Genomic DNA, 22,055 nt, shown 5'->3' with positions numbered 1-22,055 from the left:
GCGCTATGCCCCCTTCGAGACATCCGCGGCCGTGGCGGTCGCCCTGCGCTGGGCGAGTGCCGCGACCGCGCCGACGGCGACGGAAAGGCCGAGGCCTATCGCGACGGAGTACACGGGGTCGTCGCTGACCGCTCCGCCGAAGTAGCCCACGCCCACCGAGTAGGCGGCCCAGACGACTTCGGCGAGTGCGGCACCGATCGCGAACTTGCCGGCCGGGTAGCGCGCCGCACCGGCCGCGAGCCCGCCGAGGAGGCGCCCGCTGGGCAGGAAGCGGACGCCGACGACGAACGGGATCCCGCCGCGCTGCACCCGCCCAGCGGCCCAGTCGAACAGCTCGCCCCTGCGCCCGCGCCCCGCGGCGCCGCCGCGCACCCTGCGTCCGGCGAACCAGCCGAAGCGGTGGATGAGGACGTCGCCGGCGAGCGCGCTGCCGGCCACCGAGAGCAGGACCAGGACGAGGGACATCTCGCCGCGCGCGGCGAGCATCCCGCCGGTGACCAGGAGCACCGCGTTGGGCAGCAGGGGCGGCAGCGTGGTGACCGCGAGGATCGCGTACGCCCAGCAGGCGGCGCCCGACATCCGGGTGGACAGGCCGGACGTGAAGTCGACCCACGACATGAGTGAGGCGAAGTCCATCGGTCTCCCTTTCCCTGGGCCCGATGCCTCTTTGGAGGCATTCGCTGGGTCTTTGGTGAGGCGTGTTCCCAGGTCAGAGGCCCACTAGCGTCGCTGTGGGCAGCGGCTGGGCGTGTCCCGAGCTTCAACAGTAACCTACGCTATCGATAGTTTCACTATCACTAATGACGCAGGTGGCCATGACCGATGTGACGCTGTTCCTCCGAGAGTTCGCCCGCACCCGCCGGGACACCGGGGCCATCGCGCCCAGCAGTCCCCTGCTGGCGCGGGCCCTGACCCGCTACGTGATCCCCAGTCCCGGCCGCGCCCGCGCGGTGCTCGAGGTCGGCCCCGGCACGGGTGCCGTGACCCGGCACATCAGGGCCTCGCTCGGCGCCCTGGACACCCTCGACCTGGTCGAGGCGAACCCCCGCTTCGCCGAGCTCCTGCACCGCGACTACGGCGGCGACGAGCGGGTGCGGCTGCTCACCGGACTCGTGCAGGAGCACGAGCTGGGGAGCTACGACACCGTCGTGTGCGGGCTGCCGTTCGCCAACTTCGACGCGGGCACCGTCGACGACATCTTCGGCCGGCTCCTTGCGGCGCTGCGCCCCGGCGGCACGCTGTCGTTCTTCGCGTACGCGGGGATGCCCCCGCTGCGCCGGGTGTTCACGACGGGCGGGGCGCGCGAACGGACCCTCGCGGTGCAGGCCGTCGTCGGGCGGACCCTGGACCGGCACCGGTTCCGTACGGAGACGGTGTTCGGGAATCTGCCGCCCGCCCATGTGCACCATCTGGCGCCAGTGGCGCCGCTGCCGGCGTACGCCGGGTGAGCCGGCGAGGGCTACGCGCTGTGCCTGTGCCCGCTGCGGATCCGGCCGGAGGCGTCCTCCTGGGCGATCCGGCGCAGGGCCGCCATGGCCGCGTCGCCGAGGACCGTGCCGAGGACGACGCCCTCGACCTTGCCGTCGGCGCTGGGCACATCGGCGAGCGCCCCGAGCTCGGCGACCGCCAACTCCCCCGCCGCGGCGGCGTACTTGTCGAGCAGGGTGAGCAGGTCGCCCCGGTCGAGGTCGCGGTAGGTCAGCACGATCTGGACGAGCGCCTGCCAGCCGGGGTTCTCCGGCTTGGCCGCCCAGCCGTGCCGGAGCACGAGCTCACGGACCTCGCCCTCGGCCCGCTCCCGGTCCTCGTCGGTGCCCCGCTCGACGGCGGCCCTGGTCACCGCGGACTGGGCGACGCCGAGCATGCCGTGGACCGTGCGGGTCGGGGAGTCGACCTCGGACAGGACATCGCGTGCGGCCGCGATGGACAGGCCGCCGACCTCCAGCATCGCCCGGATCAGCTTGAGCCTGCGGACATGGGAATCGTCGTACGCGACCTGGTTCGGGCTGGTGCGCTCACCCGGGGGCAACAGGCCCTCGCGCGAGTAGTACTTGATGGTGGGGACCGGAACTCCGGTACGCCGCGCCAGCTCTCCGATACGCATTCCACGAGGATACTGCGCTTTCCCCGCGGCGTGCTCCCCACCCGGTGCACGTGAATGCGAAGACGCTTTTATCACCGTTGAATTCCCGCACCATCGCGCTTCCATGCGCCCCTGCGACGCTCATTCCGCAGCGAACCCCTCCGCTCAGACGGAAACCTCACCGGATGCCTTCACGAGATGTCCGCGCGAGAAGTCTTCGAGGGACCCCAGCCAAAGGAAACAGGTATGACCACACACGTGGCTCCGGAGATTCCTTCGGCGCCCGCCGAACTCAGTTACGGGCGCACCGTCGACCGCTCCCTGGTCCACCGGGCCGCGGTCTCCGAGGTCTTCGTCACGGACATCAGAGCGCTGGCCGCCAAGAAGGTCCGCTCCGCGGTCCAACTCCCGCTCACCCACGGCTACTACAGCGACCATGTGCAGCGGCCGGCGGTCTACGACGCGCTGTTGCTCCTGGAGTCGGGCCGGCAGGCGGCCATCGCGGGGTCGCACGCGCACATCGGGCTGTCCAAGGGCACCACGATGATCGTCGACACGTTCCGGCTCGACCTGTACGGGCTCAAGGAACTGGTCGTCGGCCCGGAGCCCGGCCGGCTGCGCATCGACACCGAGTACATCGGGCAGCCGACGCGGCGCGGCCGCTACCGCAAGGGCAAGGTCGCCCAGCGCTACTTCGTCGACGACACCGAGGTCGGCGAGCACGAGATGGACGTGCTGTTCCTCAACCAGCACGAGAACGAGGTCCTGCGGCACGCCCAGCGCGGCACACCCGCCCCGCTCACCTCGGACTTCTGCGACCACGGGGCCGCGGCGGACGACACCTGGCAGGCCGAGCCCGCCCGGGTGGGCCGCGGCAACCCGCTGAACGTCGTCCTGTCCCGCCCCGAGACGTCCCCCGCCGCGGTCTCGGCCGAGGTCACCCCGCGCTTCGACAACCGCGCGCTGTTCGACCACGTCTACGACCACCTGCCCGCGATGACGCTCGTCGAGGCGGCGCGGCAGCTGGCCCTGCTGTCCACGGGCGAGCCGCGGACGACGTACGCCGTCGGGTTCGAGGCGCGCTTCTCACGGTTCGCGGAGCTCGACGAGCCGGTGCACGCCGAGGCGCCGCGGACGCGCGCGGACGGCGGCCGGACGCAGACCCCCGTGCGCTTCCTCCAGGGCGACGCCGAGATCGCGCACGTCACCGTCACCGTCGCACCCGGGAGTGAGCTGTGAGCAGCACGCAGGACGCGCGGGCGCCCCGGCGCCTCGCCGTCTGGACCGACTTCGGCGGGGTCCTCACCCCGCCGATCGCCCACACGATGGGCACGTTCTGCACCTCGCAGGGCATCGACCCGCAGGCCCTCCAGCAGGCGCTCGGCAAGGTGACCGCCCGCTACGGCACGAGCGACATCATGGAGCCGATCGACACCCCTCTCGTCTCCGAGGAGGAGTGGCTCGCGCAGGTCTCCGAGGTGCTAGCAGCCGACCACGGTGTGACCGGCGTGCGCCTGACGACGCTGGCCGACGCCTGGTTCGACGGGCGGGAGACCAACCACGCGTGGGTGGCGGCGCTGCGCACGGCGCGCGAGCGCGGCGCGTTCGTCGGGATGCTCTCCAACATGGTGCCGACCTGGGACGCGCACTGGCGCCGCATGGTCGATCCGGCGGAGCTCTTCGACGACGTCCTGCTGTCCTTCGAGGTCGGCCGGCGCAAGCCGTCGCCCGGCATGTTCGCCCTCGCCGCCGAGCGGGCCGGGGTACCGGCCGAGAACTGTGTGCTCGTCGACGACCTTGCGCACAACTGCGCGGGTGCGGAGGCGGCCGGATGGCAGGCGATCCACTTCACCGGCACGGCCGAGGCGGCGGAGCGGCTCGACGCCCTCCTGCCGGCGGCCCTGTCCCCCACCCCTAGGAGCTGACTCCGTGAGCCGTTCCGTGCTCGTCACCGGCGGGAACCGGGGCATCGGCCTCGCCACCGCCCGCGCCCTGGCCGGACAGGGCGACAAGGTCGCCGTCACGTACCGCACCGGTGAGCCGCCCGAGGGCCTGTTCGGGGTGCGCTGCGACGTGACGGACCCCGAGTCCGTCCGGCGCGCGGTCGACGAGGCCCGCATCCAGCACGGGCCGATCCAGGTGCTCGTCTCCAACGCCGGGATCACCCGCGACGAGCTGCTCGTCGGTATGGAGGACGACGACTTCCGCGCGGTCATCGAGACGAACCTGATGTCGGCGGTGACCGTCGCCAAGGAGGTCGTGCCGGACATGCTCAAGGCCCGCTGGGGCCGGGTCGTCCTCATGTCCTCGATGAGCGCGATGGCGGGTGCCCCCGGCCAGACCAACTACGCCGCGTCCAAGGCCGGGTTGATCGGTTTCGGCCGCTCGCTCGCCCGCGAGGTGGGCCGCCGCAACATCACGGTCAACATCGTCTCGCCCGGCCTGATCGAGACCGACATGGTCAAGGACGTCACCGACGCCCGGCGTCAGCACGTCCTCGGCCAGACGTCCCTGTTCCGGGCCGGCACCCCGGACGAGGTCGCCGCCGCCGTCCGCTTCCTGGCGAGCGAGGAGGCCTCGTACGTCACGGCGGCGATCCTCCCGGTCACGGGCGGCCTCGGCGTCGGCCACTGATTCCCCCCACACCGCAGAACCCCCCAAGTCCCTTTACAGGAAAGGAACTCCATGTCCGACGCCACCGTTCTGGAGATCGCCCAGCAGATGGGCAAGATCTTCAACGACCTCGACGAGAAGGTCGCCCATGAGCTGGTCGCCCCCGGCTTCGTCGACTACGAGGCCCCGCCCGGCACCCCCGGCGGCCCCTCCGGCTACCTCGGCACCGCCCGCTGGATGAACTCCGTGTTCTCCGAGGCGAGCTGGGACCACATCGACTCGTTCGCCGACGGCGACAAGGCCGTCATCCGGGTGCGCTTCACCGGCATCCACACCGGCGACTTCCTCGGCTTCGAGGGCACCGGCAACAAGGTCGACGTCGAGCACATCCACATCTACCGCGTCGGTGACGACGGTCTGGTGCACGAGCACTGGGCCTGCCGCCAGGACCTGTTCCTGCTGGCCCAGATCGGCGCCGTCGAGCTGAAGCTGCCGCCGGCGGGCACGCAGGCGTAACGCCGTTCGTACGCGCGGGTCAGGCCGCCGGACCTCCAGAGGGCCGGCGGCCTCCTCGCGTCCCCAAGCCGTATGGAAGGAAAGACATCGTGCGAGCCAAGGGGGCGGCGTGGGCGCTGATCGCGACCTCGCTGCCCATGTTCATGGTGGCCGTCGACAACCTCGTCGTGACCAACGCGCTGACCGTCATCTCCCGGGACCTGGGGGTGCGCCAGTCCGGCCTCCAGTGGGTCGTCAACGGATACATCCTGGCGTTCGCGGGGCTGCTGCTCGCGGGCGCCGCTCTCGGCGACCGGATCGGCCGGCGGCGCGTCTTCGTGTGGGGCATCGGGCTCTTCACCGTCGCGTCCGCGGCGTGCGCGCTCTCCGACTCGGCGGGCCTGCTCGTCGCCGCCCGCGTCGTGCAGGGGGCGGGGGCCGCCGCCGTCCTGCCGGTCTCGCTGACGCTGGCCGTCGCGGCCGTCGCCCCGGAGCGCAGGCCGCTCGCGGTCGGCGTGTGGGGCGGCGTCAACGGCCTGGGCATCGCGCTCGGCCCGATGGCCGGCGGCCTGGTCACACAGGGCCTCGACTGGCACTGGATCTTCTGGATCAACGTGCCGGTGGGGGCGGTCGCCCTCCCCCTCGCCCTGTGGGCGATCCGGGAGTCCAAGGGCGCGCCGCGCCGTCTCGACGTGCCGGGCATCGCGTTCGTCACGGGTGCGGTGGTGGCGGCCGTGTGGGGCATCGTGCAGGCGGCCGACAGCGGCTGGACCGCGGTGCGTCCGCTGGCCGGACTCGCCGTGTCCGCCGCGCTGTTCGCCGGCTTCACCTGGTGGCAGCGGCGCACCCCGACGCCTCTCGCGCCGCTGCACCTCTACCGCGTGCGCCCGTTCATGCTGAGCAACGCGCTGGCCCTGACGATGTACTTCGGGGTGTTCGGCGCGATCTTCTTCCTGGCGCAGTTCATGCAGGGGCCGATGGGCTACTCGCCGTTCGAGGCGGGTCTGCGTACGCTGCCGTGGACCGCGGCGCCGATGGTGATCGTTCCGCTGGCCAGCGCGCTGGTCGGGCGGGTGGGCGGCGGGCCGCTCCAGGCGGCGGGGTGTCTGCTCCAGGCGGTCGCGCTGGTGTGGCTGGCGCTGATCTCGAAGCCCGGTCTGGCGTATGGGCAGATGGTCGGCGCGATGGTTCTCGCGGGCGTCGGCATGGGTCTCGTCTTCGCCGCGAACCCGGCGACGGTCATCGGCTCGGTCGCGGAGCACGAGCACAATCTCGCGTCCGGCGTGAACAACACGATCCGCGAGTTCGGCGGCGCCCTCGGCATCGCCGTCCTGACCGCCGTGTACACGCACGGCGGCCTCCGCAGCGCGGTGCTGACGGGGGCCGCCGTGGTGTTCGCCGGGGCGTTCGCGGGGCTCGCTATCGGTCGTACGCCAGCACCGCGCGCGTCCGCGCCAGCACCTTCTGCTCCGCACAGCGCACCGTCAGATCGACCCGAACCGTCCCGTCTTCCCTGACGTCGCCCACGGTGCCGTCGACGGTGAGGTCCACACCGTCGGCGGTGTCGGGGACGAGGACCGGACGGGTGAAGCGGGTGCCGTACTCGATGAGGGTGGCCCGCTCGCCCGCCCACCGGGTGACGGCGGTCGCGGCGACGCCCATGCCGAGCATGCCGTGCGCGATGACGCCGGGCAGGCCCACCGCGGCGGCGCGGGAGTCGGACCAGTGGATGGGGTTGTGGTCGCCGGACGCGGCGGCGTAGGCCACGAGCCGCTCGCGGGTGTAGCGGAAGGTGCGGGTGGGCAGCCGGTCGCCGGGCCGCGGTACCTGGCTCATACGGCTTTCTCCATACGGGAGACGAGGGTCGAGGTCGTCGTGCACACGGGCGCGCCGCCGTCCGCCTCGCGCAGGTGTCCGCGCAGGGTGACGACGTCGTTCCCGTCGACCGTCCCGGCGGTGACGATCTCGACGGTGACGGTGAGCCGGTCCCCGGCGCGCACCGGGCGGACCGACTCGAAGCGCTGGTCGCGGTGGACGGCCCGCGCGAAGTCGAAGCCGAGGTCCGGGTCGTCGAGGATCTGCTTCATGACGTGCAGGGACAGCACGATGGGGAAGGTGGGCGGCGCGACGGCGCCGTCACCGGCCGGCGCCCCGAGGACGGCGGCGAACTCCCTGATCTTCTCGCGGCCCACTTCGTACGGCTCGGTGGGCGGGTAGGTGCGGCCTGCGCAGGCCGGGTCGAAGGTGGCGGCGGGCATACGGGCTCCTTCAGGGGCAGTCGGCGGAAAAGGCAGCGGCGCCCGCGGGGAGACTCGCGGGCGCCGCTGCCGTCATCGGGGCAGGTCTCAGCGGGGGCTGCGCACCACCAGGGCCGCGGCGTTGCCGTCCCGGCCCACGGAGGTGACGAGCGCCGTCACCGGTGAGGCCGGCGGCTCGGCCTGCCACAGGGCGAGGAGGGCGGCGAGCTGCAGCGCGCCACTGGCGCTGTACGTCTCGCCGAGCACATCGGCGACCCGTACGGCACGCGGCAGTTCGCCCCCCAGCGCGGCCCGCACGCCGCGCTCCTCGATCCGCTCCAGGCCGCGGTGGTGGGCGGCGCCGAGGGAGACGGCCGTCACCTCCTCGGGGCGGACCCCGCTGCGGTCGAGGGCCCGCGAGACGACGTTCGCGAGACCTTCGGCGTACTGCCGCGGGTCCGGCGTGAACCGCACCTCGCACGCGAGGAGTTCGGCCAGGGCCCCCTCCGCAGGGTCCTGCTGAACGGTGAAGACGGCCGCGCCCTCACCGAGCGCCGCGTCGTCGCGGAGCACCCCGGTGCGGTGCCACGCCCAGGCCGCCGGGGCGCTCAGTTCCTCCACGCCGCCGACGAGGAGCCGTTCGGCGCGGCCGAGGCCGAGCGCGAGGCGTGCGTGCCGGAACGCGAGCAGCGAGGCGGTCTGACCGCCGGCGACGGTCGCGTTCAGGCCGCGCAGGCCGTTGCGGATGGCGATCTGCCCGGAGGTGCTGTTCATGACGGTGTTCGGGAACTGGCCCGGGTTCACCAGGTACGGCTTCTCCAGGGTCAGCGTGTCGTACAGGAGGGAGCTGTGTGTCGACACGGAGCCGGTGTTGGTGGCGAGCACCACGCCGGTACGGCCGCCGCTCACCTCCGCCCCTTCGAGCACCTCTTTGCAGGCCACCAGGCCGAAGGAGGTGAGCCGGTCGAGGTACTTGGTGCCCTTGCGGCCCAGGTGCGTCTTGACGTCGAAGCCGTGGACGGCGCGGACGGGGCGCGGCGGGTACGCGTCGGCGTCCGCGCCGACCGGGCTCCTTTCCGGCTCACCCTGACCGAGCAGGAGTTCACCGAGCGGGGCGAGTCCGTACCCGGCCGCGGAGACGACCCCGGCGCCGGTGACGTAGAGCGGTGCGGCGGTCGCGACGGCGGTGGTGCCCGCGGTCGCAGTCGCGGTCGTCACGAGACCCTCCCCAGGATGGTGATGACGTTGTTCCCGCCGAAGGCGAACCCGTGGTTCTGCACGATGTCCAGGCGGGCCTCGCGGCCGACGCCGGGCACGCAGTCCACGCCCTCGCCGAGCGCCGGGTCGGGCTCGGTGACGTTGGCCGTGGGCGGCAGGAAGTCCTGCTCGAACGCCTTGCAGCAGGCGATCGCGCCGAAGCCGGACGCGGCGCCCATGGTGTGGCCGAGCATCGACTTGATGGAGCTGATCGGCGGGATGCGGTCGCCGAACACCTCGCGGGCGGCGGCCACCTCGGTGGAGTCGTTCGTCGGTGTGCCGGTGCCGTGCGCGCAGATGTAGTCGATCTGCTCGGGCTCGACGCCGGCCGCCTCGTGCGCGGCCCTGATGCCCGCGGCGATGCTGGTCGCGTCGGGGTGCACCATGTGGGCGGCGTCGCAGTTGGCCGCGTAGCCGAGGATCTCCGCGTACATCCGGGCGCCGCGCGCCACGGCGTGCTCGTACGTCTCCAGGACGAGGACGGCGCCGCCCTCGCCGGTGACGATGCCGGAGCGGTCGGCGGCGAAGGGCCGCGGCACGTCCTCGGCCATCGCGCCGAGCGCGTAGAACCCGGCGTGGGTGAGGCGGTTGACGGCGTCGGCGCCGCCCGCGAGCATCACCTCGGCCTCGCCGCTGCGCACCAGGTCGTAGGCGTAGCCGAGCGCGTAGTTGGAGGCGGAGCAGGCCGTCGGGATGGTCTGCGTCTCGCCGGTGAGGCGCAGCTCGGCGCTGACCGCGTTGGCGATCCTGGACGCCGGTGTCTGGCCCGCGAGTTCGCCGTCGATCGAGGCGAGACCGCCCTCGATCCACTGCTCGGCGAGGGCCTGGACGACCGCGGACTCGCCGCTGGTGGTGCCCATGACGGCGCCCGCGCGGGCCGTGTCGAGCTGCTCCTCGTCGATGCCCGCGTCGGCGACGGCGAGCCGGGCGGCGGCCGCCGCGAGCAGGCCGCTGCGACCCCAGCGCGGCGGGTCGAGCCGCTTGAGGTGGTCGGCGGGCTCGAAGTCGAGGACTTCGCCGGCCTTGCGGCGCGGGAAGGCGCTCGCGTCGAAGGACTCGATGGGGGCGGTGCCGTCGACGCCCGCCCGGACGGCCGCGGCGAAGACGTCGGCGCCGATGCCGACGGGCGACACCGCGCCGAGTCCGGTGATGACGACGCGGCGCGAGGGGCGCGCCGCACCGGCGGTGTCAGCCATTCGCGCTCTCCCCCGCCTGCTGGTCCGCGGCGTGCTGCACAACGGCGTCGACGAGGAGGCGCACATTCACCAGATCACCGAGGGTGTCCTTCGGAATGGCAACTCCCAATTCCTTCTCTATTCGGGAGACCACGGTGATGAGGGAGAGCGAGTCGCTGTCGTAGTCGTCGATGAAATGACCGCTGTCCGTCAGCTCTCCCTCTTCCAGTTCGAGTTCCTCGATGACGATCCGGCTCACCTGCTCGTGGTAGCCGGCCGCCGACGCCACGGTCTGCTGAGTCATGTGTGTTCCTCTCATCGCCTGCTGCCTTGACGAAGGGAACGTAAGCGGGCCGGAGCGGGCCGGACAAGGGGCGCCCAACGAAAGAGACAGCGCATTCCCCGAAAGTGACAGCAAAGGCTTCTCCCCCGCCCCGCGCGAGTATTCGGAGACCTTTTATCTGCCCTCTACGACGGTTCCAAATCCCTCTGGAATCATCGCCGTAGCCGTAATTCCGGGAGACAGAAGAAGGCGATGGACGAGATGACAGGTCCGCGATTGGCTCTGGTGTTTCCGGGGCAGGGCGCGCAGCAGGCGGGAATGGGCCGGCCATGGGCGTCGAGCCCCGGCTGGTTCCTGGCCGAGCGGGCGAGCGAGGTGTCCGGGCGTGACGTGGTGGAACTGCTGCTCCGCGCCGACGACGCGTATCTGCGGCGCACCGACAACGCGCAGCTCGCCACGTTCGTCCTGGAGATGGTGATCCTGAGCGAGCTGCGGCAGGTCCTGCCCGCCGCGGGCCGCCCCCTGGTGTGCGCGGGCCACAGCCTCGGCGAGTACGCGGCGCTCGTCGCGGCCGGTGTCATCGGTTTCGAGGACGGCGTACGGCTCGTCGCGGCGCGCGGCGAGGCGATGCGCAAGGCGTGCGCGGACGCGCCCGGCACGATGGCCGTGGTCCTCGGGCTGTCCGCCGGTGAACTGGAGAAGGCCGCCGCGTATGTGCGCGAGGACGGCGGCCGGGTCTGGGTCGCAAATCTCAACTCGCCGCAGCAGACGGTCCTTTCGGGCGAGGCCGAGGCTGTGGAGCGGTGCTCGGCGGTGGCCGTGGAGCTGGGGGCGGCGCGGGTCGTGTCGATCCCGGTGGGCGGCGCCTTCCATACGCCGCTGATGGCCCCGGCGGCCGTGTCGTTCGAGCGGGCGCTCGCGAGGACCGAGTTCCTGCACGGCTTCGCGCCGGTCGTGGCGAACGTCGATGCCCGCCCCTACCGCGGTTCCGACGGCTGGCCCGAGCTCCTGAGGCGGCAGCTGACGTCCCCGGTGCGCTGGACGGACTCGGTGCGCACGATGGCCGACGAGCTGCACTGCGACATGTTCGTCGAGATCGGTCCCGGCCGTACGCTCACGGGCCTGGCCCGCAAGACCGCGCCGCGCGTCTCCCGGCTCACGGTCGGCGAACCGGGGCAGCTGCCCGCGGTGCCGGCTCCGCTTCCGTCGACGCCGACCCGGAGCGTGGCATGAACTTCACGCAGGCTCCGGACAGCTGGGACGCGGTCGTCGTCGGCTCCGGCATCGGCGGTCTTGTCTGCGCCGCGTATCTCGCGGTCTCCGGGAAGCGGGTCCTGGTCGCCGAGCAGGGCGGCGTCGCGGGCGGCAACAGCCATGTGTTCCGCAGGCGCCGCGCCTACGAGTTCGACGTCGGCGTGCACTATCTCGGCGACTGCGGACCGGACGGGCTGCTGCCCGCGGTCCTGGGCGGGCTCGGCCTGCGCGAGCGGCTCACGTACCGCGAGATGAACCCGGACGGCTTCGACCGCATCGTGATCCCCGGAGCCACGCTCGACATGCCGGCGGACTGGGCGACGTACCGCAAGCGGCTCCAGGAGGCGTGTCCGGCCGACGCGGCGGGGATCGACGCGTTCCTCGACGTCGTGGCGGGGCTCGGCACCGAGCGGCGGGACGCGATCGTCGCCGCCGAGGACCTCCCGATGTCCGAACTCCCGCAGCAGGCACCGCAGTCGGTGGCCTGGGGGCGCCGCACCCTGACCGAGCTGTTCGACCACTGCGGCCTGTCGCCACGGGCCCGTACGCTGCTCGCCGCCCAGTCGCCGAACTACGGCATGGCGCCCGACGAGGCGACCGTCGCCCTGCACGCCACGGTCACCGACCACTACATCCGGGGCGCCTACTACCCGCAGGGCGGCGGCCAGATGCTCGCGGCCGGCCTCCTCGAGGTGATCCGCGCGCACGGCGGCGCGCTGCGCACGTACAGCAGGGTGACGCGGATCGCCGTCGAGGAGGGCCGTACGCGCGGTGTCGAGTTCGCCGACGGCAGCCGCGCGCCCGCCCCGGTCGTCGTCTCGAACGCCGACTACCGGCGCACCATGCTGGACCTCGTCGGCGCGCGGAACCTGCCGCGCCGCCTCGCCGCCAAGACGCGCGACGCGCGGATGGCGCTCCCCTGGGCGGCGGTCTACGTGGCTCTCGACCGGGACGTCGGACAGCACGCCAACCTGTGGTGGTACCGCGGCGACGACATCGAGCGGTTCTACGCGGGGCTGCGCGCCGGGACCGTGGAGGGCGGCTCGGACTTCCTCTTCGCGTCGTTCGCCTCCGGCAAGGACGACGTCACCCCTCGCATCTGCCCTCCGGGCCACTCCAACTTCCAGCTGATGACGCTGTGCCCGCCCGGCTTCGAGCAGTGGGGCGTGAGTACGGGCCCTGCGGACGGCGAGAAGTACCGCCGCAACCCCGCGTACCAGAAAGAGAAGGCCCGCCTCACGGACGCGGTCCTGGACGCGGCGGAGGAGCTGCTCGGCCCGCTGCGCGGTCACATCACGCACCTGGAGACCGCGACTCCCCTCACCCACGAGCGCTACACGCTCTCCAGCGGCGGTACGCCCTTCGGCATGGCTCACTGGGGCGCGGCCGGGGCCCGCCCGGACTCGGCGACCTTCGTCGAGGGCCTCTACATCGCCGGCGCGGACACCCGCTACGGCAACGGCATCACGGGCTCGGCGGTCAGCGGCATCGCCTGCGCGGGCCGGATCCTGGACCGCCGCCTGATGCACGAGGTGCACACCGGATCCGTCCTGTCGGCTCCGTCCCTGCTCCCGGAGCGAGGCGAGGGCTGGGATCCGCTGGATGTGTCCAAGGGAGACGACGTCCCGCTCTGAACCGACCCACAAGAAGACCTCTGATGTGGAGACCCCCGATGAGGAGACCCCAGATGCCCACCCTGATCGTGGCCCGTATCGGCCGCTGCCGAGCCGGCGTGTGCGGGCGACGCGGGGTGAGCACGCGATGCGGCTGAGCGCCGGCGCGCGGCGGGAGGCCGTCGTGCGGGCCGCGTTCGCCGAGTTCGCCCGGCGCGGGTTCCACGGCACGTCGACGGAGGCGATCGCGCGGCGGGCCGGGGTGTCGCAGCCGTACCTGTTCCGCTTCTTCCCGACCAAGCACGCCCTGTTCGAGGCGGCCACCGATAGCTGTTTCCGACGCCTCGCCCAGGCCCTGGGCGAGGCGCCCGCGACTCTGGAGGGGATGTCCCGGGCGTACGCGGAGCTGCGCGCCGACCGGGACGTCACCCTCATGCTGCTCCAGGCCGCCGCCACGGCCGCGTCGCCGGGCCAGGACGCCTTCGCCGCGCGGGTCCGGCGCGGCTGGCTGGACCTGTGGGACCTGGCCGGCGAGCGCACGGGCGCCACACCCGCCGAACTCGCCGCGCTCTTCGCCCACGGCCTGCCGCCCGCAGCGCCCCCGCTCCGGACTCCGATCGCGGCACCGGCTCCGATCCCGGTTCCGGTTCCGGCGGCGGGCGGTCAGCGCCGGTAGAGGTCCTCGATCTCCCGCTCGTACGCGGCCGCGACCGCATGCCGCTTGATCTTCAACGAGGGGGTGAGCAGCCCGTTGTCCTCGGTGAACTCGCCGTCCACCAGGGCGAATCGGCGGATGGACTCGGCCCGCGAGACCGCCTCGTTCGCATAGTCGACGGCCTGCTGCACCGCCGCGATCATCCGCGGGTCGCGGACGACGTCGGCCATCGGGGTGTGGGCGGGCATCTTCCGTACGGACAGCCAGTGCGCGACCGCCTCCGGCTCCAGTGTGATCAGCGCGGCGACGTGGGAACGGTTGTCGCCCACGACGATGCACTGGCCGACCGGCGGGCGGCTGCGCAGCCGGTCCTCCAGGACGGCCGGCGAGACGTTCTTTCCGCCGGAGGTGACGATGATGTCCTTCTTGCGGCCGGTGATGGTGAGATAGCCGTCCTCGTCGAGGGCCCCCAGGTCACCGGTGGCGAACCAGCCGCCGTCGAGCACCTCCGCCGTCGCCTCGGGGTTGTTCCGGTATCCGCCGAACACGATGCCGCCCTTGACGAGCACCTCCCCGTCGTCGGCGATCCGGACGGCCGTGCCCGGCACCGGGAGGCCGACCGTCCCGGGGCGCGGGGCGAGCGGCGGAGTGATCGTGGCGGCGGCGCTGGTCTCCGTCAGGCCGTACCCCTCGTAGACGAGGATCCCGGCGGCGTAGAAGAAGAGGTTGAGGCGCCGGTCGAGGGGGGAGCCGCCGCTGATCGCGTAGCGCAGGCGCCCGCCGAGCTCCTTGCGCACGCGGCGGAACACCAGCAGGTCGTAGAGGCCGCGGGCCGCCCTGAGACCGAGGGAAGGGCCCTTGCCGCGGGGCTCCCTGCCGCGGGCGAGAAAGCGGGCCATGTGCGCCTCGCCGTAGTTCACCGCGATCCGGTCGGCCCGGTCGAAGGACGCACCGCGGCCGAGCTTCTCCGCGGTGGCCCGGCCCGTGTCGTGGATCTTCTCGAAGAGGTACGGCACCCCGACGACGAACGTCGGCCGGAACGAGCGCAGTTGGGGCCGCAGCTCGTCGGGCTTGATGCCGGGGCAGTGGCCCAGCTCGATACGGGCGAGCATGCAGGAGATCTGGATGGTGCGGCCGAGGATGTGCGCCAGGGGCAGGAACAGCAGCGTCGAGGCGACCTGTCCGGTCACCTCCTTGAAGATGGGGTGCAGCAGCTCCACCGTGTTCGCGGCCTCGGCGTGCAGATTGGCGTGGGTGAGGACGCAGCCCTTCGGCTTCCCGGTGGTCCCGGAGGTGTAGCAGACGGTCGCGACGGTGTCGGGGGTGAGGGCGGCACGCCGCTTCGTCACCTCGTCGTCGTCCATCTCCCTTCCCAGGGTGGCGAGTTCGAGTACGGCGCCCGCGTCCAGTTCCCAGCAGCGCGGACGCTCCTCCTCGGGCAGCGCGGCGAGCGCGGCCCGTGCGGTGGCCGTGTTCCCGGGTGTCTCGGTGATCAGATGGCGCGCGCCCGAGTCCCGGACGATCCACTCGATCTGTTCGGCCGACGAGGTGGCGTAGACGGGTACGGTCTGCCCGCCGGCCGCCCAGATGGCGAAGTCGAGGACGGTCCACTCGTAGCGCGTACGGGACATGAGGGCGACGCGCCCGCCGGGTTCGAGGCCGCCCGCGATCAGCCCCTTGGCCGCTGCGGTCACCTCACGCACGAAGGCCGCCGCCGTGACGGGACGCCAGTGCTCGCCCTCCTTGCGCCGCAGGACCACGGCGTCGGGCGCCTCGGCGGCGTTCGTGAAGGGGATGTCGGCGGGCGTGCTCCCGCCGGGGTCCGCGGCGAGGGAGGCCGTGCGCACCTCGCGCACGGTTCCGTGCTCGTCCTTGACGGTCTCGACGGCGGCCCGGTCCGTCAAGTCGGTGCGCTGCTGTGCCCGTTGAAGATCCTTGCGTACGCCCATGACGGCTCCAGGTCGCGGCTGACGTGATCCCTGCGTCTCGCTCGTCCCACGCAGACTTACAGACTTACTCGGCCGTCAACTTACTCACGCGTAAAGGAAATTCAATGGGGCCGACGCGACCGGACTGCGCGGGGTGAGGGGATCCTGTGCGGTCAGGCGTCGCGCGGGGTCCAGACCTCGCCGTCGAGGACGTGCCGCATCCCCACCCACACCATGTTCATCAGCCGCAGCGCGACCCCGTTCGGCGACTGGCCCGGGTGGCGCTCCATCCAGTCGGTGAGCGCGTCCGCGGCGCCGACGAGCGCGTGCGCCACGAAGTCGGCGTCCTCGGCGTCGAGCAGGGCTCCCCGCCCGCTGTCCGCGATGCCGTCCCCGACCAGGCCCGCGACCTCGGCCATGACGGCCCGGCGCGCCTCCGCGACCGCGGCGGCGATGGCGGCGCTGAGCTCGGAGGCCTGGCGGTGCAGGACGACCCAGGAGTCACGGTGTCCGGCGACGAACGCGAAGAACGCGGCGAGCCCCGCGTAGAGCCGCTCCTCGGGCTCGCCGCCCGCCCGCGCCGCCCCCTGGAACGCGGCGACGAGCCGGTCCGACTCCCGGCGCAGGCATGCCAGGAACAGCCCTTCCTTGGAGTCGAGGTAGAGATAGACCATCGGCTTGGAGACCCCGGCGAGTTCGGCGATCTCGTCGACGGACGCGGCGTGGTACCCGCGCCTGGCGAAGACCCGCACGGCGACGTCGATCATCTGCTGCTCACGTTCGCGGCGTGGGACGCGGCGCCGTCGGCCGGCGGCGCCCGGTCCGCCACCGCGCACCCCGGAAGGCACACCGAGCCCCCCGTGGCCTTCTGCCGGATCGCCCGTTGTACCCGTCACGCTTGTCAGCCCATCTGTCCCGGCCGTAACCTTACCGATTGGTAAGTTTACTGAATGGTAAGCAGTTTCGGTACACGGAGGGTTCCATGAGCGAGGGCGCAGGCACGCGTGACGGAATTGCCGGCCTCGACTTCTCGGCGGTCACGCCCGAGCAGTTCGCGAAGATCGTGAAGGGCCTGTCCGCCAAGGAGATCGACCGGATGGCGCGGGACGGCGAGCTGCGGGCCCGCATCCTCAAAGAGGTCTTCGCGCGCATGGAGCGGCAGTTCAAGCCGGACGCCGCGGGCTCGCTCCAGGCCCTGATCCGCTGGAAGGTCACGAGCGCCGCGGACCAGGCGGAGGCCGTGTACGAGACGGCGATCGCGGACGGGACCTGCACGGTCACCGAGGGACGCTCGGACGCCACGCCGCGCGTCACGCTCGCCATGGGCGACGCGGACTTCCTGAAACTGGTCTCGGGCAATCAGAGCCCCGTCATGATGTTCATGACGCGCAAGGTCAGGATCACCGGCGATGTCGCCCTCGCCGCGGGCCTCAACCGCTACTTCGACATCCCCAAGCCGTGACGGCGGGGCCTACTCTGCCGGGGTGACCACGACACCGCACGCGCACCCGCACGCGCACACCGACCAGGACCGGCTGATCTACGGATGCATGGGGCTGGGCGGGAGTTGGGACTCCGCGCCCTACAAGGCCGCCGACATCGACGCCGCCGAGGCCGCCGTGCAGGCGGCCCTCGACAGCGGCATCACCGCGTTCGACCACGCCGACATCTACCGCGACGGCAAGGCCGAGGCCGTGTTCGGCGAGGTGCTCGCCCGGACGCCCGGGCTGCGCGAGCGCATCACCGTACAGACCAAGTGCGGGATCCGCCTCGCCGACGGCGACCGCCCCGGGGTGTACGACCTGAGCGGCGCCCGCATCGTGCGGTGCGTCGAGGAGAGCCTGACCCGGCTGCGGACCGACCACGTCGACGTCCTGCTGCTGCACCGCCCCGACCCGCTGGCGGACCCGGGCGAAGTGGCCAAGGCCCTCACCTCGCTCCAGGAGCAGGGCCTCGTCAGGAGTTTCGGCGTCTCCAACATGAACGCCCACCAGATCGCCCACCTCCAGGCCCACCTGGACTTCCCGCTCGTCGCCAACCAGCTGGAGATGAGCCTGAAGAGCCGGGACTGGGTGGAGGCCGGGGTGCTGGTGAACACGCCCGAGGCCGCAGCGAACGGCTTCCCGCTCGGCACCCTGGAACACTGCGCCACCCACGGGATCCGCCTCCAGGCGTGGGGCCCGCTCGCCCAGGGCAGCTACACGGGCCGCGAGGCGACCCCCGCCGAATACGCCACGGCGCAGCTGGTCACGGCCCTGGCCGAGAAGAAGCACACCACCCCGGAGACGATCATCCTGTGGTGGCTCCAGCGCCACCCGGCCCGCATCGCCCCGGTCATCGGCACGGCGAACCCCACCCGCATCCGCGCCTGCCGCGACGCCGCCGTCCGTGACCCCGAACTCACCCACGAGGAGTGGTACGAGCTGTGGGTGTCGGCTCGGGGGGCGGCGCTGCCCTAGGCACTGCGCAGCCGCGCGTACGCCCCGCCCCGGGCGAGGAGTTCCCTGTGCGTACCGCACTCCACGAGACGGCCGCGGTCGACGACGAGAATGCGGTCCGCGTCCGGCGCCAGCGCCAGATCGTGGGTGATCACGATGGTCGTACGGCCCGCCATCAGCCGGCGCAGCGGCTGCACCACGCGTCGTGCGGCCAGCGCGTCGAGTCCGGCGGTCGGCTCGTCGAGAACGAGGACGGGGGCGCCGCGCAGCATGGCGCGGGCGATGGCGATGCGCTGCAGCTGGCCGCCGGAGAGGGCGGCGGTGCCCGGGGCGATCCGGGTGTCGTAGCCCTCGGGCAGGCCGGTGATGAACTCGTGGGCGGCCGCGTCCACCGCGGCCCGACGGATCTCCCGCTCGCCGGCGCCCGGGAGGCCGCAGGCGATGTTCTCGCGGATGGTGCCGTGCAGGACGAGGGTCTCCTGGGGCAGCAGGGCCACGTTCTCGCGGAGGAACTCCAGCGGTACGTCGGTGAGCGGCACCCCGTCGAGGCGTACGGTCCCCGCCGTCGGGTCGTAGAAGCGCAGCAGCAGCTTGGAGAGGGTCGACTTGCCCGCTCCGCTTTCCCCTGTGATCAGGACGAGTTCGCCGGGCTCGGCGGTCAGTGACACCTCTGCCAGCGAGTCCGCGGGAGCGTCCGGGTAGCGGAAGGAGACGCTCTCCAGGCTGATGCGGCCGTGCACGGGCCAGGCCGGCCGGGGTGAGACGGGGTCGGTCACGGCGGGCTCGGCGTCCAGGACCTCCTGGATCCGTTCCGCTCCGGCCGTGGCGGCGGTGAGCGTGAGGCCCAGCTGCCCGAGGCTGCGGATCGGCGGGTAGAGGTAGCCGATGAAGGCCGCGAAGGCGAGCAGATCGCCGAGTGTCATACGGCCCGCGGCGATCTCCCAGGCGCCGCATCCGATGACGGCCAGCACGCACAGCGTCTCGACGACCTCGACGAACTGCTCGTACAGCTCGCTCGCGCGGGCGCCGCGCACGGAGGCGCGCAGCCACGCACGGGCCTCCCGGTCGAGCCGGCGCTCCTCGTCCCGGCGCAGGTTGTAGGCCTGGGTGAGGACGACGTTGCCGAGGGACTCCTCCACGACCGAGGTGATGGCGCCGTCGGCGGCGCGCTCGTCACGGGCCGCGGACCTGATGCGGCCGGCGAAGCGGCGGGCGGCGACGAGGAAGAGAGGGGCGAGCAGGAAGGTGACGAGGGCGAGGTCCCAGCGGAGCCAGAGGGCAGCGGCCATGTAGAAGACGGCGGAGAACAACGCGGAAACGGTGCCGACCACGCCGGACACCACCATCTGTTCGATGGCCTCGACATCACCGGTGAGCCGCTCGACGAGATCGCCCTGCCGGTGCTTCTGGAAGAAGTGCGGGGGCAGCCCCTGCACATGACGGAACACACCGGCGCGCAGCCGCAGGACGAACCGCTCCGCGGTCCATACGGCGAGCGAGTTCCCGGCATACCCGACCGCGGCGCCGATCACGGCGACACCGAGCCACTGTGCGGCGGGCACCCAGAATGCGGAGAGCGATCCCGCGGTCAGCGCATGGTCGGTGAGATTCGCGAAAATCAGGATCGCGGCTGTCTCGGCGAGCGCGGCGACCACGACGCAGAAAATGATCAGGAACAGCCATCTGCGGTCACCACGCGTCAACGGCCAGAAACGCCGGAACGCCTGACGGGCACCTGTGCTTTTGCGCTCCATCAACTCCCCCAACCCATCCGACTTCCTCAACTCTGTTCGTCCGCACTGTGAACACGGCCGAGGCGGGCCCCCGGCACACGCCCGGGGCCCGCCTCGACGGCACGGTTCAGCAGTCCTTGCCGGCCTTGTTGCCGACCGGACGGCGGCGGGGCCGCTGCTTCGGCTTGGGCGCCGCCTGGTGTGCGGCGGCCGGCTTCGCGCCGGGCTTGCGGGTCTTCTTGACGGGGGCGATCTTGTGGAAGCTCATGAGGGTTGTCCCTTTCTCGGTGACGCTTTTCCGTTTGCCGTAAGCCCTGTTCGGCTTCGACACGGAAAACATTACGCGGGCTCCCGCCCCGGAATGACCAAATGGGATGAGAACTCGATCAGTTACGTCTGAGTTCAATTCTCATCACCCTTCAGGAACTGAACAGCCATTCACACAGAATTTACGGCGCCCCATTCCGCGGCCGATGACTCCGCCGCGATATTCACCCAGAACTTACAGGGCGAAATGACAGCTTCGGCCTTCGATATTCCCGGCTCTCAGTTCTGCAGGCCGTCGGCCCGGCGTATCGCTTCCGCGAGCTGCCGCACGCCCTTGTCCTCCGTCGCGCGGGCCAACTTGTCCGCGCGCGACGCCAGTTGGGGCAGCGTGGGGGCTCCTGGCAGCGCGCCCTGCCTCAGGGCGTCCGCGAAGTAGGCCGCCGTGGCCGTCAGTTGGAGGCCGTGGTTCGAGCGCCATACGTCCGTGTCCAGCGCGGACGCCTCGATCTGGGCCGTCTCCTCGTGCGGGGCCCGCGTGTCGGGGTCCAGCCAGCGCACGCCCGCCGTCGCGACGTGGCCGCTCGCGCCCGGGCGCAGCCGTACCGCGTACAGCGCCGTCACGGTGTGGCCGGGGCCGACCTCGCCGCCGTCCACGCGGTCGTCGCGGTAGTCGTCGTCGGCGACCTGCCGGTCGTCGTAGCCGATGAGCCGGAACCGCTGCACGGTCTGCGGGTCGAAGGCGACCTGCGCCTTGGCCTCACGGGCGCGCAGTTCGATGTTCTGCGGCAGCTCGTCGCAGAAGACCTTCCGGGCCTCCTCGGGCGTGGAGACGTACGTCGTGTGGCCGTCGCCCTTGTCGGCGAGGCGCTCCATCAGGGCGTCGCCGTACTCGCTGCCGACCCCTACGCCGAACAGCGTGATGCCGTGCTCGCGGCGGGCGTCGGAGATCCGGTCGAGGATCGCGTCTGCGTCGGTCTCACCGGTGTTGGCGAGGGCGTCGGAGAGAAGGACGACGCGGTTGGTGGCGCCGGGGCGCGCTCCCTCGACCGCGGTGTCGTAGCCGGTGCGGACGCCCGCGTCGAGGTTCGTGGAGGACCTGGGCTCCAGGCTGTCGATCGCGTCGTGGACCCGCTCCCGGCTGCCGCCGACGCGGGTCATCGGCAGCACCGTCTCGGCCGTGTCGCTGAAGGTGACGAGGGCGAGTGAGTCGTCGGAGCGCAGTTGGTCGGTCATGACACCGAGAGACTGCTTGACCAGGTCGAGCCTGCCGGGTTCGGCCATGGAGCCGGAGACATCGATGACGAAGGTGAGCGCGGCGGGCGGGCGCTCGGACGCCGGGGCCGCCGGGCCGGTGGCGAGACCGATGCGAAGGAAGGACCAGCCCTCCTCGCCGGCGCGGGCCCCGTCGGCCGTCACGGAGAAGCCGTCGCCCTCGGGACGCGGGTAGTCCTGGCGGAAGCTGTTGATGAACTCCTCGGGCCGCACGGTCTTCGGGTCGGGCAGGCGCCCGTCGGCGAGGGTGCGGCGGGCGTAGCCGTAGGACGCGGTGTCGACGTCCAGGGCGAACGTGGAGAGGTAGTCCGCGGGCGTCGGCGACGGGGTGTCGGTCGGCGCGATGTCGCGCTGCTCGCCGTCGGCCTCGGTGCCCGGCGCGGTCGGCGCGGGTGCGGACGGGCGGGCCGGGGCGGGCGCGGGCAGCGGGCCCGTGCGCCGCGCCTTGCTGCCGTCCGACGAGGAGCCGCCGCCCCCGCCGGCGCACCCGGTGACGAGGAGCCCGCCCACGAGCGCCGCCGCGAGCAGGCCGGCCGCCCGTGCCCGTGTCCGCGCGCGCGGCCGCCTTCGCGCCCGCGCCGGTGCCCGCGTACGGTCGCGGTCCCCTGCCCGGTGCTCGCTGTCAGGCCTCATCCGTGCCCCCTCGGTTCGCCGATCGCTGCGTCAGCACTTGTGAATGTGACGTCCGAGACGACCGGAACGAGCAGTCGGTGGCGTTGCGGATGAATCTCGATGCGGCTACGGAGGGGGCC

The 22,055-nt window shown here is 72.2% G+C and carries 23 protein-coding genes; 11 read left to right on the top strand and 12 right to left on the bottom strand.

Features of this window, described 5'->3' with window-relative positions:
• Window positions 1–3 precede the first annotated feature (3 nt).
• Window positions 4–636 (bottom strand): DedA family protein, encoded by a 633-nt coding sequence (locus OHO83_RS28800; RefSeq protein WP_227294738.1) that lies wholly within the window; start codon window positions 634–636, stop codon window positions 4–6.
• Window positions 637–800: 164 nt separating this feature from the next.
• Between OHO83_RS28800 and OHO83_RS28795 the strand changes: the two genes are divergently transcribed.
• Window positions 801–1,448, top strand: coding sequence for a class I SAM-dependent methyltransferase (locus tag OHO83_RS28795; protein ID WP_266670669.1), 648 nt, complete (start codon window positions 801–803; stop codon window positions 1,446–1,448).
• Between the two features lie 11 nt (window positions 1,449–1,459).
• Here the strand turns inward: OHO83_RS28795 and OHO83_RS28790 are convergent, their stop codons facing one another.
• Window positions 1,460–2,104, bottom strand: a complete 645-nt coding sequence (locus OHO83_RS28790; protein ID WP_266670670.1) for a MerR family transcriptional regulator — start codon at window positions 2,102–2,104, stop codon at window positions 1,460–1,462.
• 225 nt (window positions 2,105–2,329) lie between these two features.
• Here OHO83_RS28790 and OHO83_RS28785 point away from each other — a divergent pair, with 225 nt between their 5' ends.
• The 5 genes from OHO83_RS28785 to OHO83_RS28765 all read left to right on the top strand — a co-directional run bounded on the left by OHO83_RS28785 (window position 2,330) and on the right by OHO83_RS28765 (window position 6,708).
• Window positions 2,330–3,322, top strand: coding sequence for an AfsA-related hotdog domain-containing protein (locus OHO83_RS28785; protein ID WP_329435152.1), 993 nt, complete (start codon window positions 2,330–2,332; stop codon window positions 3,320–3,322).
• Complete coding sequence (locus tag OHO83_RS28780) at window positions 3,319–4,008, top strand: HAD family hydrolase (RefSeq protein ID WP_266670672.1); 690 nt, start codon at window positions 3,319–3,321, stop codon at window positions 4,006–4,008. Before OHO83_RS28785 ends, OHO83_RS28780 begins: the two co-directional genes overlap by 4 nt.
• A gap of 4 nt (window positions 4,009–4,012) precedes the next feature.
• Complete coding sequence (gene fabG, locus OHO83_RS28775; protein ID WP_266670673.1) at window positions 4,013–4,717, top strand: 3-oxoacyl-ACP reductase FabG; 705 nt, start codon at window positions 4,013–4,015, stop codon at window positions 4,715–4,717.
• Window positions 4,718–4,768: 51 nt separating this feature from the next.
• Complete coding sequence (locus OHO83_RS28770) at window positions 4,769–5,212, top strand: ester cyclase (protein WP_266670674.1); 444 nt, start codon at window positions 4,769–4,771, stop codon at window positions 5,210–5,212.
• A gap of 89 nt (window positions 5,213–5,301) precedes the next feature.
• On the top strand, window positions 5,302–6,708 hold the full coding sequence (locus OHO83_RS28765; protein ID WP_329435151.1) for an MFS transporter: 1,407 nt from the start codon (window positions 5,302–5,304) through the stop codon (window positions 6,706–6,708).
• Here the strand turns inward: OHO83_RS28765 and OHO83_RS28760 are convergent.
• The 5 genes from OHO83_RS28760 to OHO83_RS28740 all read right to left on the bottom strand — a co-directional run bounded on the left by OHO83_RS28760 (window position 6,611) and on the right by OHO83_RS28740 (window position 10,164).
• Complete coding sequence (locus OHO83_RS28760) at window positions 6,611–7,027, bottom strand: MaoC/PaaZ C-terminal domain-containing protein (RefSeq protein WP_329435149.1); 417 nt, start codon at window positions 7,025–7,027, stop codon at window positions 6,611–6,613. The two genes, OHO83_RS28765 and OHO83_RS28760, sit on opposite strands and share 98 nt — an antisense overlap.
• Complete coding sequence (locus OHO83_RS28755; protein WP_330279929.1) at window positions 7,024–7,449, bottom strand: FAS1-like dehydratase domain-containing protein; 426 nt, start codon at window positions 7,447–7,449, stop codon at window positions 7,024–7,026. The genes OHO83_RS28760 and OHO83_RS28755 overlap by 4 nt, the downstream gene beginning before the upstream one ends.
• Window positions 7,450–7,536: 87 nt before the next feature.
• Entirely contained in the window at window positions 7,537–8,646 is a 1,110-nt protein-coding gene (locus OHO83_RS28750; RefSeq protein WP_266670678.1) for a beta-ketoacyl synthase N-terminal-like domain-containing protein, read from the bottom strand.
• Window positions 8,643–9,881: a beta-ketoacyl-[acyl-carrier-protein] synthase family protein gene (locus OHO83_RS28745; RefSeq protein WP_329435146.1), complete on the bottom strand. Its 1,239-nt coding sequence runs from the start codon at window positions 9,879–9,881 to the stop codon at window positions 8,643–8,645. The genes OHO83_RS28750 and OHO83_RS28745 overlap by 4 nt, the downstream gene beginning before the upstream one ends.
• A complete protein-coding gene (locus tag OHO83_RS28740) occupies window positions 9,874–10,164 on the bottom strand; it encodes an acyl carrier protein (protein WP_266670680.1) in 291 nt (96 codons plus the stop codon). The genes OHO83_RS28745 and OHO83_RS28740 overlap by 8 nt, the downstream gene beginning before the upstream one ends.
• A 231-nt stretch (window positions 10,165–10,395) precedes the next feature.
• Here OHO83_RS28740 and OHO83_RS28735 point away from each other — a divergent pair, with 231 nt between their 5' ends.
• The 3 genes from OHO83_RS28735 to OHO83_RS28725 all read left to right on the top strand — a co-directional run bounded on the left by OHO83_RS28735 (window position 10,396) and on the right by OHO83_RS28725 (window position 13,686).
• Complete coding sequence (locus OHO83_RS28735; protein WP_329435144.1) at window positions 10,396–11,376, top strand: ACP S-malonyltransferase; 981 nt, start codon at window positions 10,396–10,398, stop codon at window positions 11,374–11,376.
• A complete protein-coding gene (locus OHO83_RS28730; RefSeq protein ID WP_330279928.1) occupies window positions 11,373–13,031 on the top strand; it encodes a phytoene desaturase family protein in 1,659 nt (552 codons plus the stop codon). The genes OHO83_RS28735 and OHO83_RS28730 overlap by 4 nt, the downstream gene beginning before the upstream one ends.
• 127 nt (window positions 13,032–13,158) lie before the next feature.
• Window positions 13,159–13,686 (top strand): TetR/AcrR family transcriptional regulator, encoded by a 528-nt coding sequence (locus OHO83_RS28725; RefSeq protein ID WP_329435142.1) that lies wholly within the window; start codon window positions 13,159–13,161, stop codon window positions 13,684–13,686.
• Here the strand turns inward: OHO83_RS28725 and OHO83_RS28720 are convergent.
• Together OHO83_RS28720 and OHO83_RS28715 are read right to left on the bottom strand one after the other, a co-directional pair.
• Window positions 13,674–15,614, bottom strand: a complete 1,941-nt coding sequence (locus OHO83_RS28720) for an AMP-dependent synthetase/ligase (protein ID WP_330279927.1) — start codon at window positions 15,612–15,614, stop codon at window positions 13,674–13,676. The genes OHO83_RS28725 and OHO83_RS28720 overlap by 13 nt on opposite strands.
• Window positions 15,615–15,766: 152 nt before the next feature.
• Window positions 15,767–16,489 (bottom strand): TetR/AcrR family transcriptional regulator, encoded by a 723-nt coding sequence (locus OHO83_RS28715; protein ID WP_323186871.1) that lies wholly within the window; start codon window positions 16,487–16,489, stop codon window positions 15,767–15,769.
• An 86-nt stretch (window positions 16,490–16,575) separates the two neighbouring features.
• On the opposite strand from OHO83_RS28715, the gene OHO83_RS28710 reads away from it, so the two are divergent.
• Complete coding sequence (locus OHO83_RS28710) at window positions 16,576–17,055, top strand: SCP2 sterol-binding domain-containing protein (protein WP_266670685.1); 480 nt, start codon at window positions 16,576–16,578, stop codon at window positions 17,053–17,055.
• Between the two features lie 22 nt (window positions 17,056–17,077).
• Window positions 17,078–18,052 (top strand): aldo/keto reductase, encoded by a 975-nt coding sequence (locus tag OHO83_RS28705; RefSeq protein ID WP_329435140.1) that lies wholly within the window; start codon window positions 17,078–17,080, stop codon window positions 18,050–18,052.
• Here the strand turns inward: OHO83_RS28705 and OHO83_RS28700 are convergent.
• The 3 genes from OHO83_RS28700 to OHO83_RS28690 all read right to left on the bottom strand — a co-directional run bounded on the left by OHO83_RS28700 (window position 18,049) and on the right by OHO83_RS28690 (window position 21,936).
• Window positions 18,049–19,785, bottom strand: coding sequence for an ABC transporter ATP-binding protein (locus tag OHO83_RS28700; protein WP_329435138.1), 1,737 nt, complete (start codon window positions 19,783–19,785; stop codon window positions 18,049–18,051). The genes OHO83_RS28705 and OHO83_RS28700 overlap by 4 nt on opposite strands.
• 106 nt (window positions 19,786–19,891) lie before the next feature.
• Entirely contained in the window at window positions 19,892–20,032 is a 141-nt protein-coding gene (locus tag OHO83_RS28695; protein ID WP_266670688.1) for a hypothetical protein, read from the bottom strand.
• A gap of 278 nt (window positions 20,033–20,310) precedes the next feature.
• Window positions 20,311–21,936, bottom strand: a complete 1,626-nt coding sequence (locus tag OHO83_RS28690; RefSeq protein ID WP_330279926.1) for a vWA domain-containing protein — start codon at window positions 21,934–21,936, stop codon at window positions 20,311–20,313.
• Window positions 21,937–22,055 lie beyond the last annotated feature (119 nt).

This window comes from Streptomyces sp. NBC_00569 (assembly GCF_036345255.1).
GTDB lineage: Bacteria > Actinomycetota > Actinomycetes > Streptomycetales > Streptomycetaceae > Streptomyces.
Note: the sequence above shows the minus strand (reverse complement) of the source record. Positions and strands in the feature narration are given on the sequence as shown.

Coding starts and splice junctions, on each gene's coding strand:
- OHO83_RS28700 (WP_329435138.1), bottom strand. CDS start 19,785: ATGGAGCGCAAAAGCACAGGTGCCCGTCAGGCGTTCCGGCGTTTCTGG.
- OHO83_RS28710 (WP_266670685.1), top strand. CDS start 16,576: ATGAGCGAGGGCGCAGGCACGCGTGACGGAATTGCCGGCCTCGACTTC.
- OHO83_RS28725 (WP_329435142.1), top strand. CDS start 13,159: ATGCGGCTGAGCGCCGGCGCGCGGCGGGAGGCCGTCGTGCGGGCCGCG.
- OHO83_RS28770 (WP_266670674.1), top strand. CDS start 4,769: ATGTCCGACGCCACCGTTCTGGAGATCGCCCAGCAGATGGGCAAGATC.
- OHO83_RS28735 (WP_329435144.1), top strand. CDS start 10,396: ATGGACGAGATGACAGGTCCGCGATTGGCTCTGGTGTTTCCGGGGCAG.
- OHO83_RS28720 (WP_330279927.1), bottom strand. CDS start 15,614: ATGGGCGTACGCAAGGATCTTCAACGGGCACAGCAGCGCACCGACTTG.
- OHO83_RS28800 (WP_227294738.1), bottom strand. CDS start 636: ATGGACTTCGCCTCACTCATGTCGTGGGTCGACTTCACGTCCGGCCTG.
- OHO83_RS28790 (WP_266670670.1), bottom strand. CDS start 2,104: ATGCGTATCGGAGAGCTGGCGCGGCGTACCGGAGTTCCGGTCCCCACC.
- OHO83_RS28690 (WP_330279926.1), bottom strand. CDS start 21,936: ATGAGGCCTGACAGCGAGCACCGGGCAGGGGACCGCGACCGTACGCGG.
- OHO83_RS28785 (WP_329435152.1), top strand. CDS start 2,330: ATGACCACACACGTGGCTCCGGAGATTCCTTCGGCGCCCGCCGAACTC.
- OHO83_RS28745 (WP_329435146.1), bottom strand. CDS start 9,881: ATGGCTGACACCGCCGGTGCGGCGCGCCCCTCGCGCCGCGTCGTCATC.
- OHO83_RS28740 (WP_266670680.1), bottom strand. CDS start 10,164: ATGACTCAGCAGACCGTGGCGTCGGCGGCCGGCTACCACGAGCAGGTG.
- OHO83_RS28760 (WP_329435149.1), bottom strand. CDS start 7,027: ATGAGCCAGGTACCGCGGCCCGGCGACCGGCTGCCCACCCGCACCTTC.
- OHO83_RS28730 (WP_330279928.1), top strand. CDS start 11,373: ATGAACTTCACGCAGGCTCCGGACAGCTGGGACGCGGTCGTCGTCGGC.
- OHO83_RS28755 (WP_330279929.1), bottom strand. CDS start 7,449: ATGCCCGCCGCCACCTTCGACCCGGCCTGCGCAGGCCGCACCTACCCG.
- OHO83_RS28695 (WP_266670688.1), bottom strand. CDS start 20,032: ATGAGCTTCCACAAGATCGCCCCCGTCAAGAAGACCCGCAAGCCCGGC.
- OHO83_RS28795 (WP_266670669.1), top strand. CDS start 801: ATGACGCAGGTGGCCATGACCGATGTGACGCTGTTCCTCCGAGAGTTC.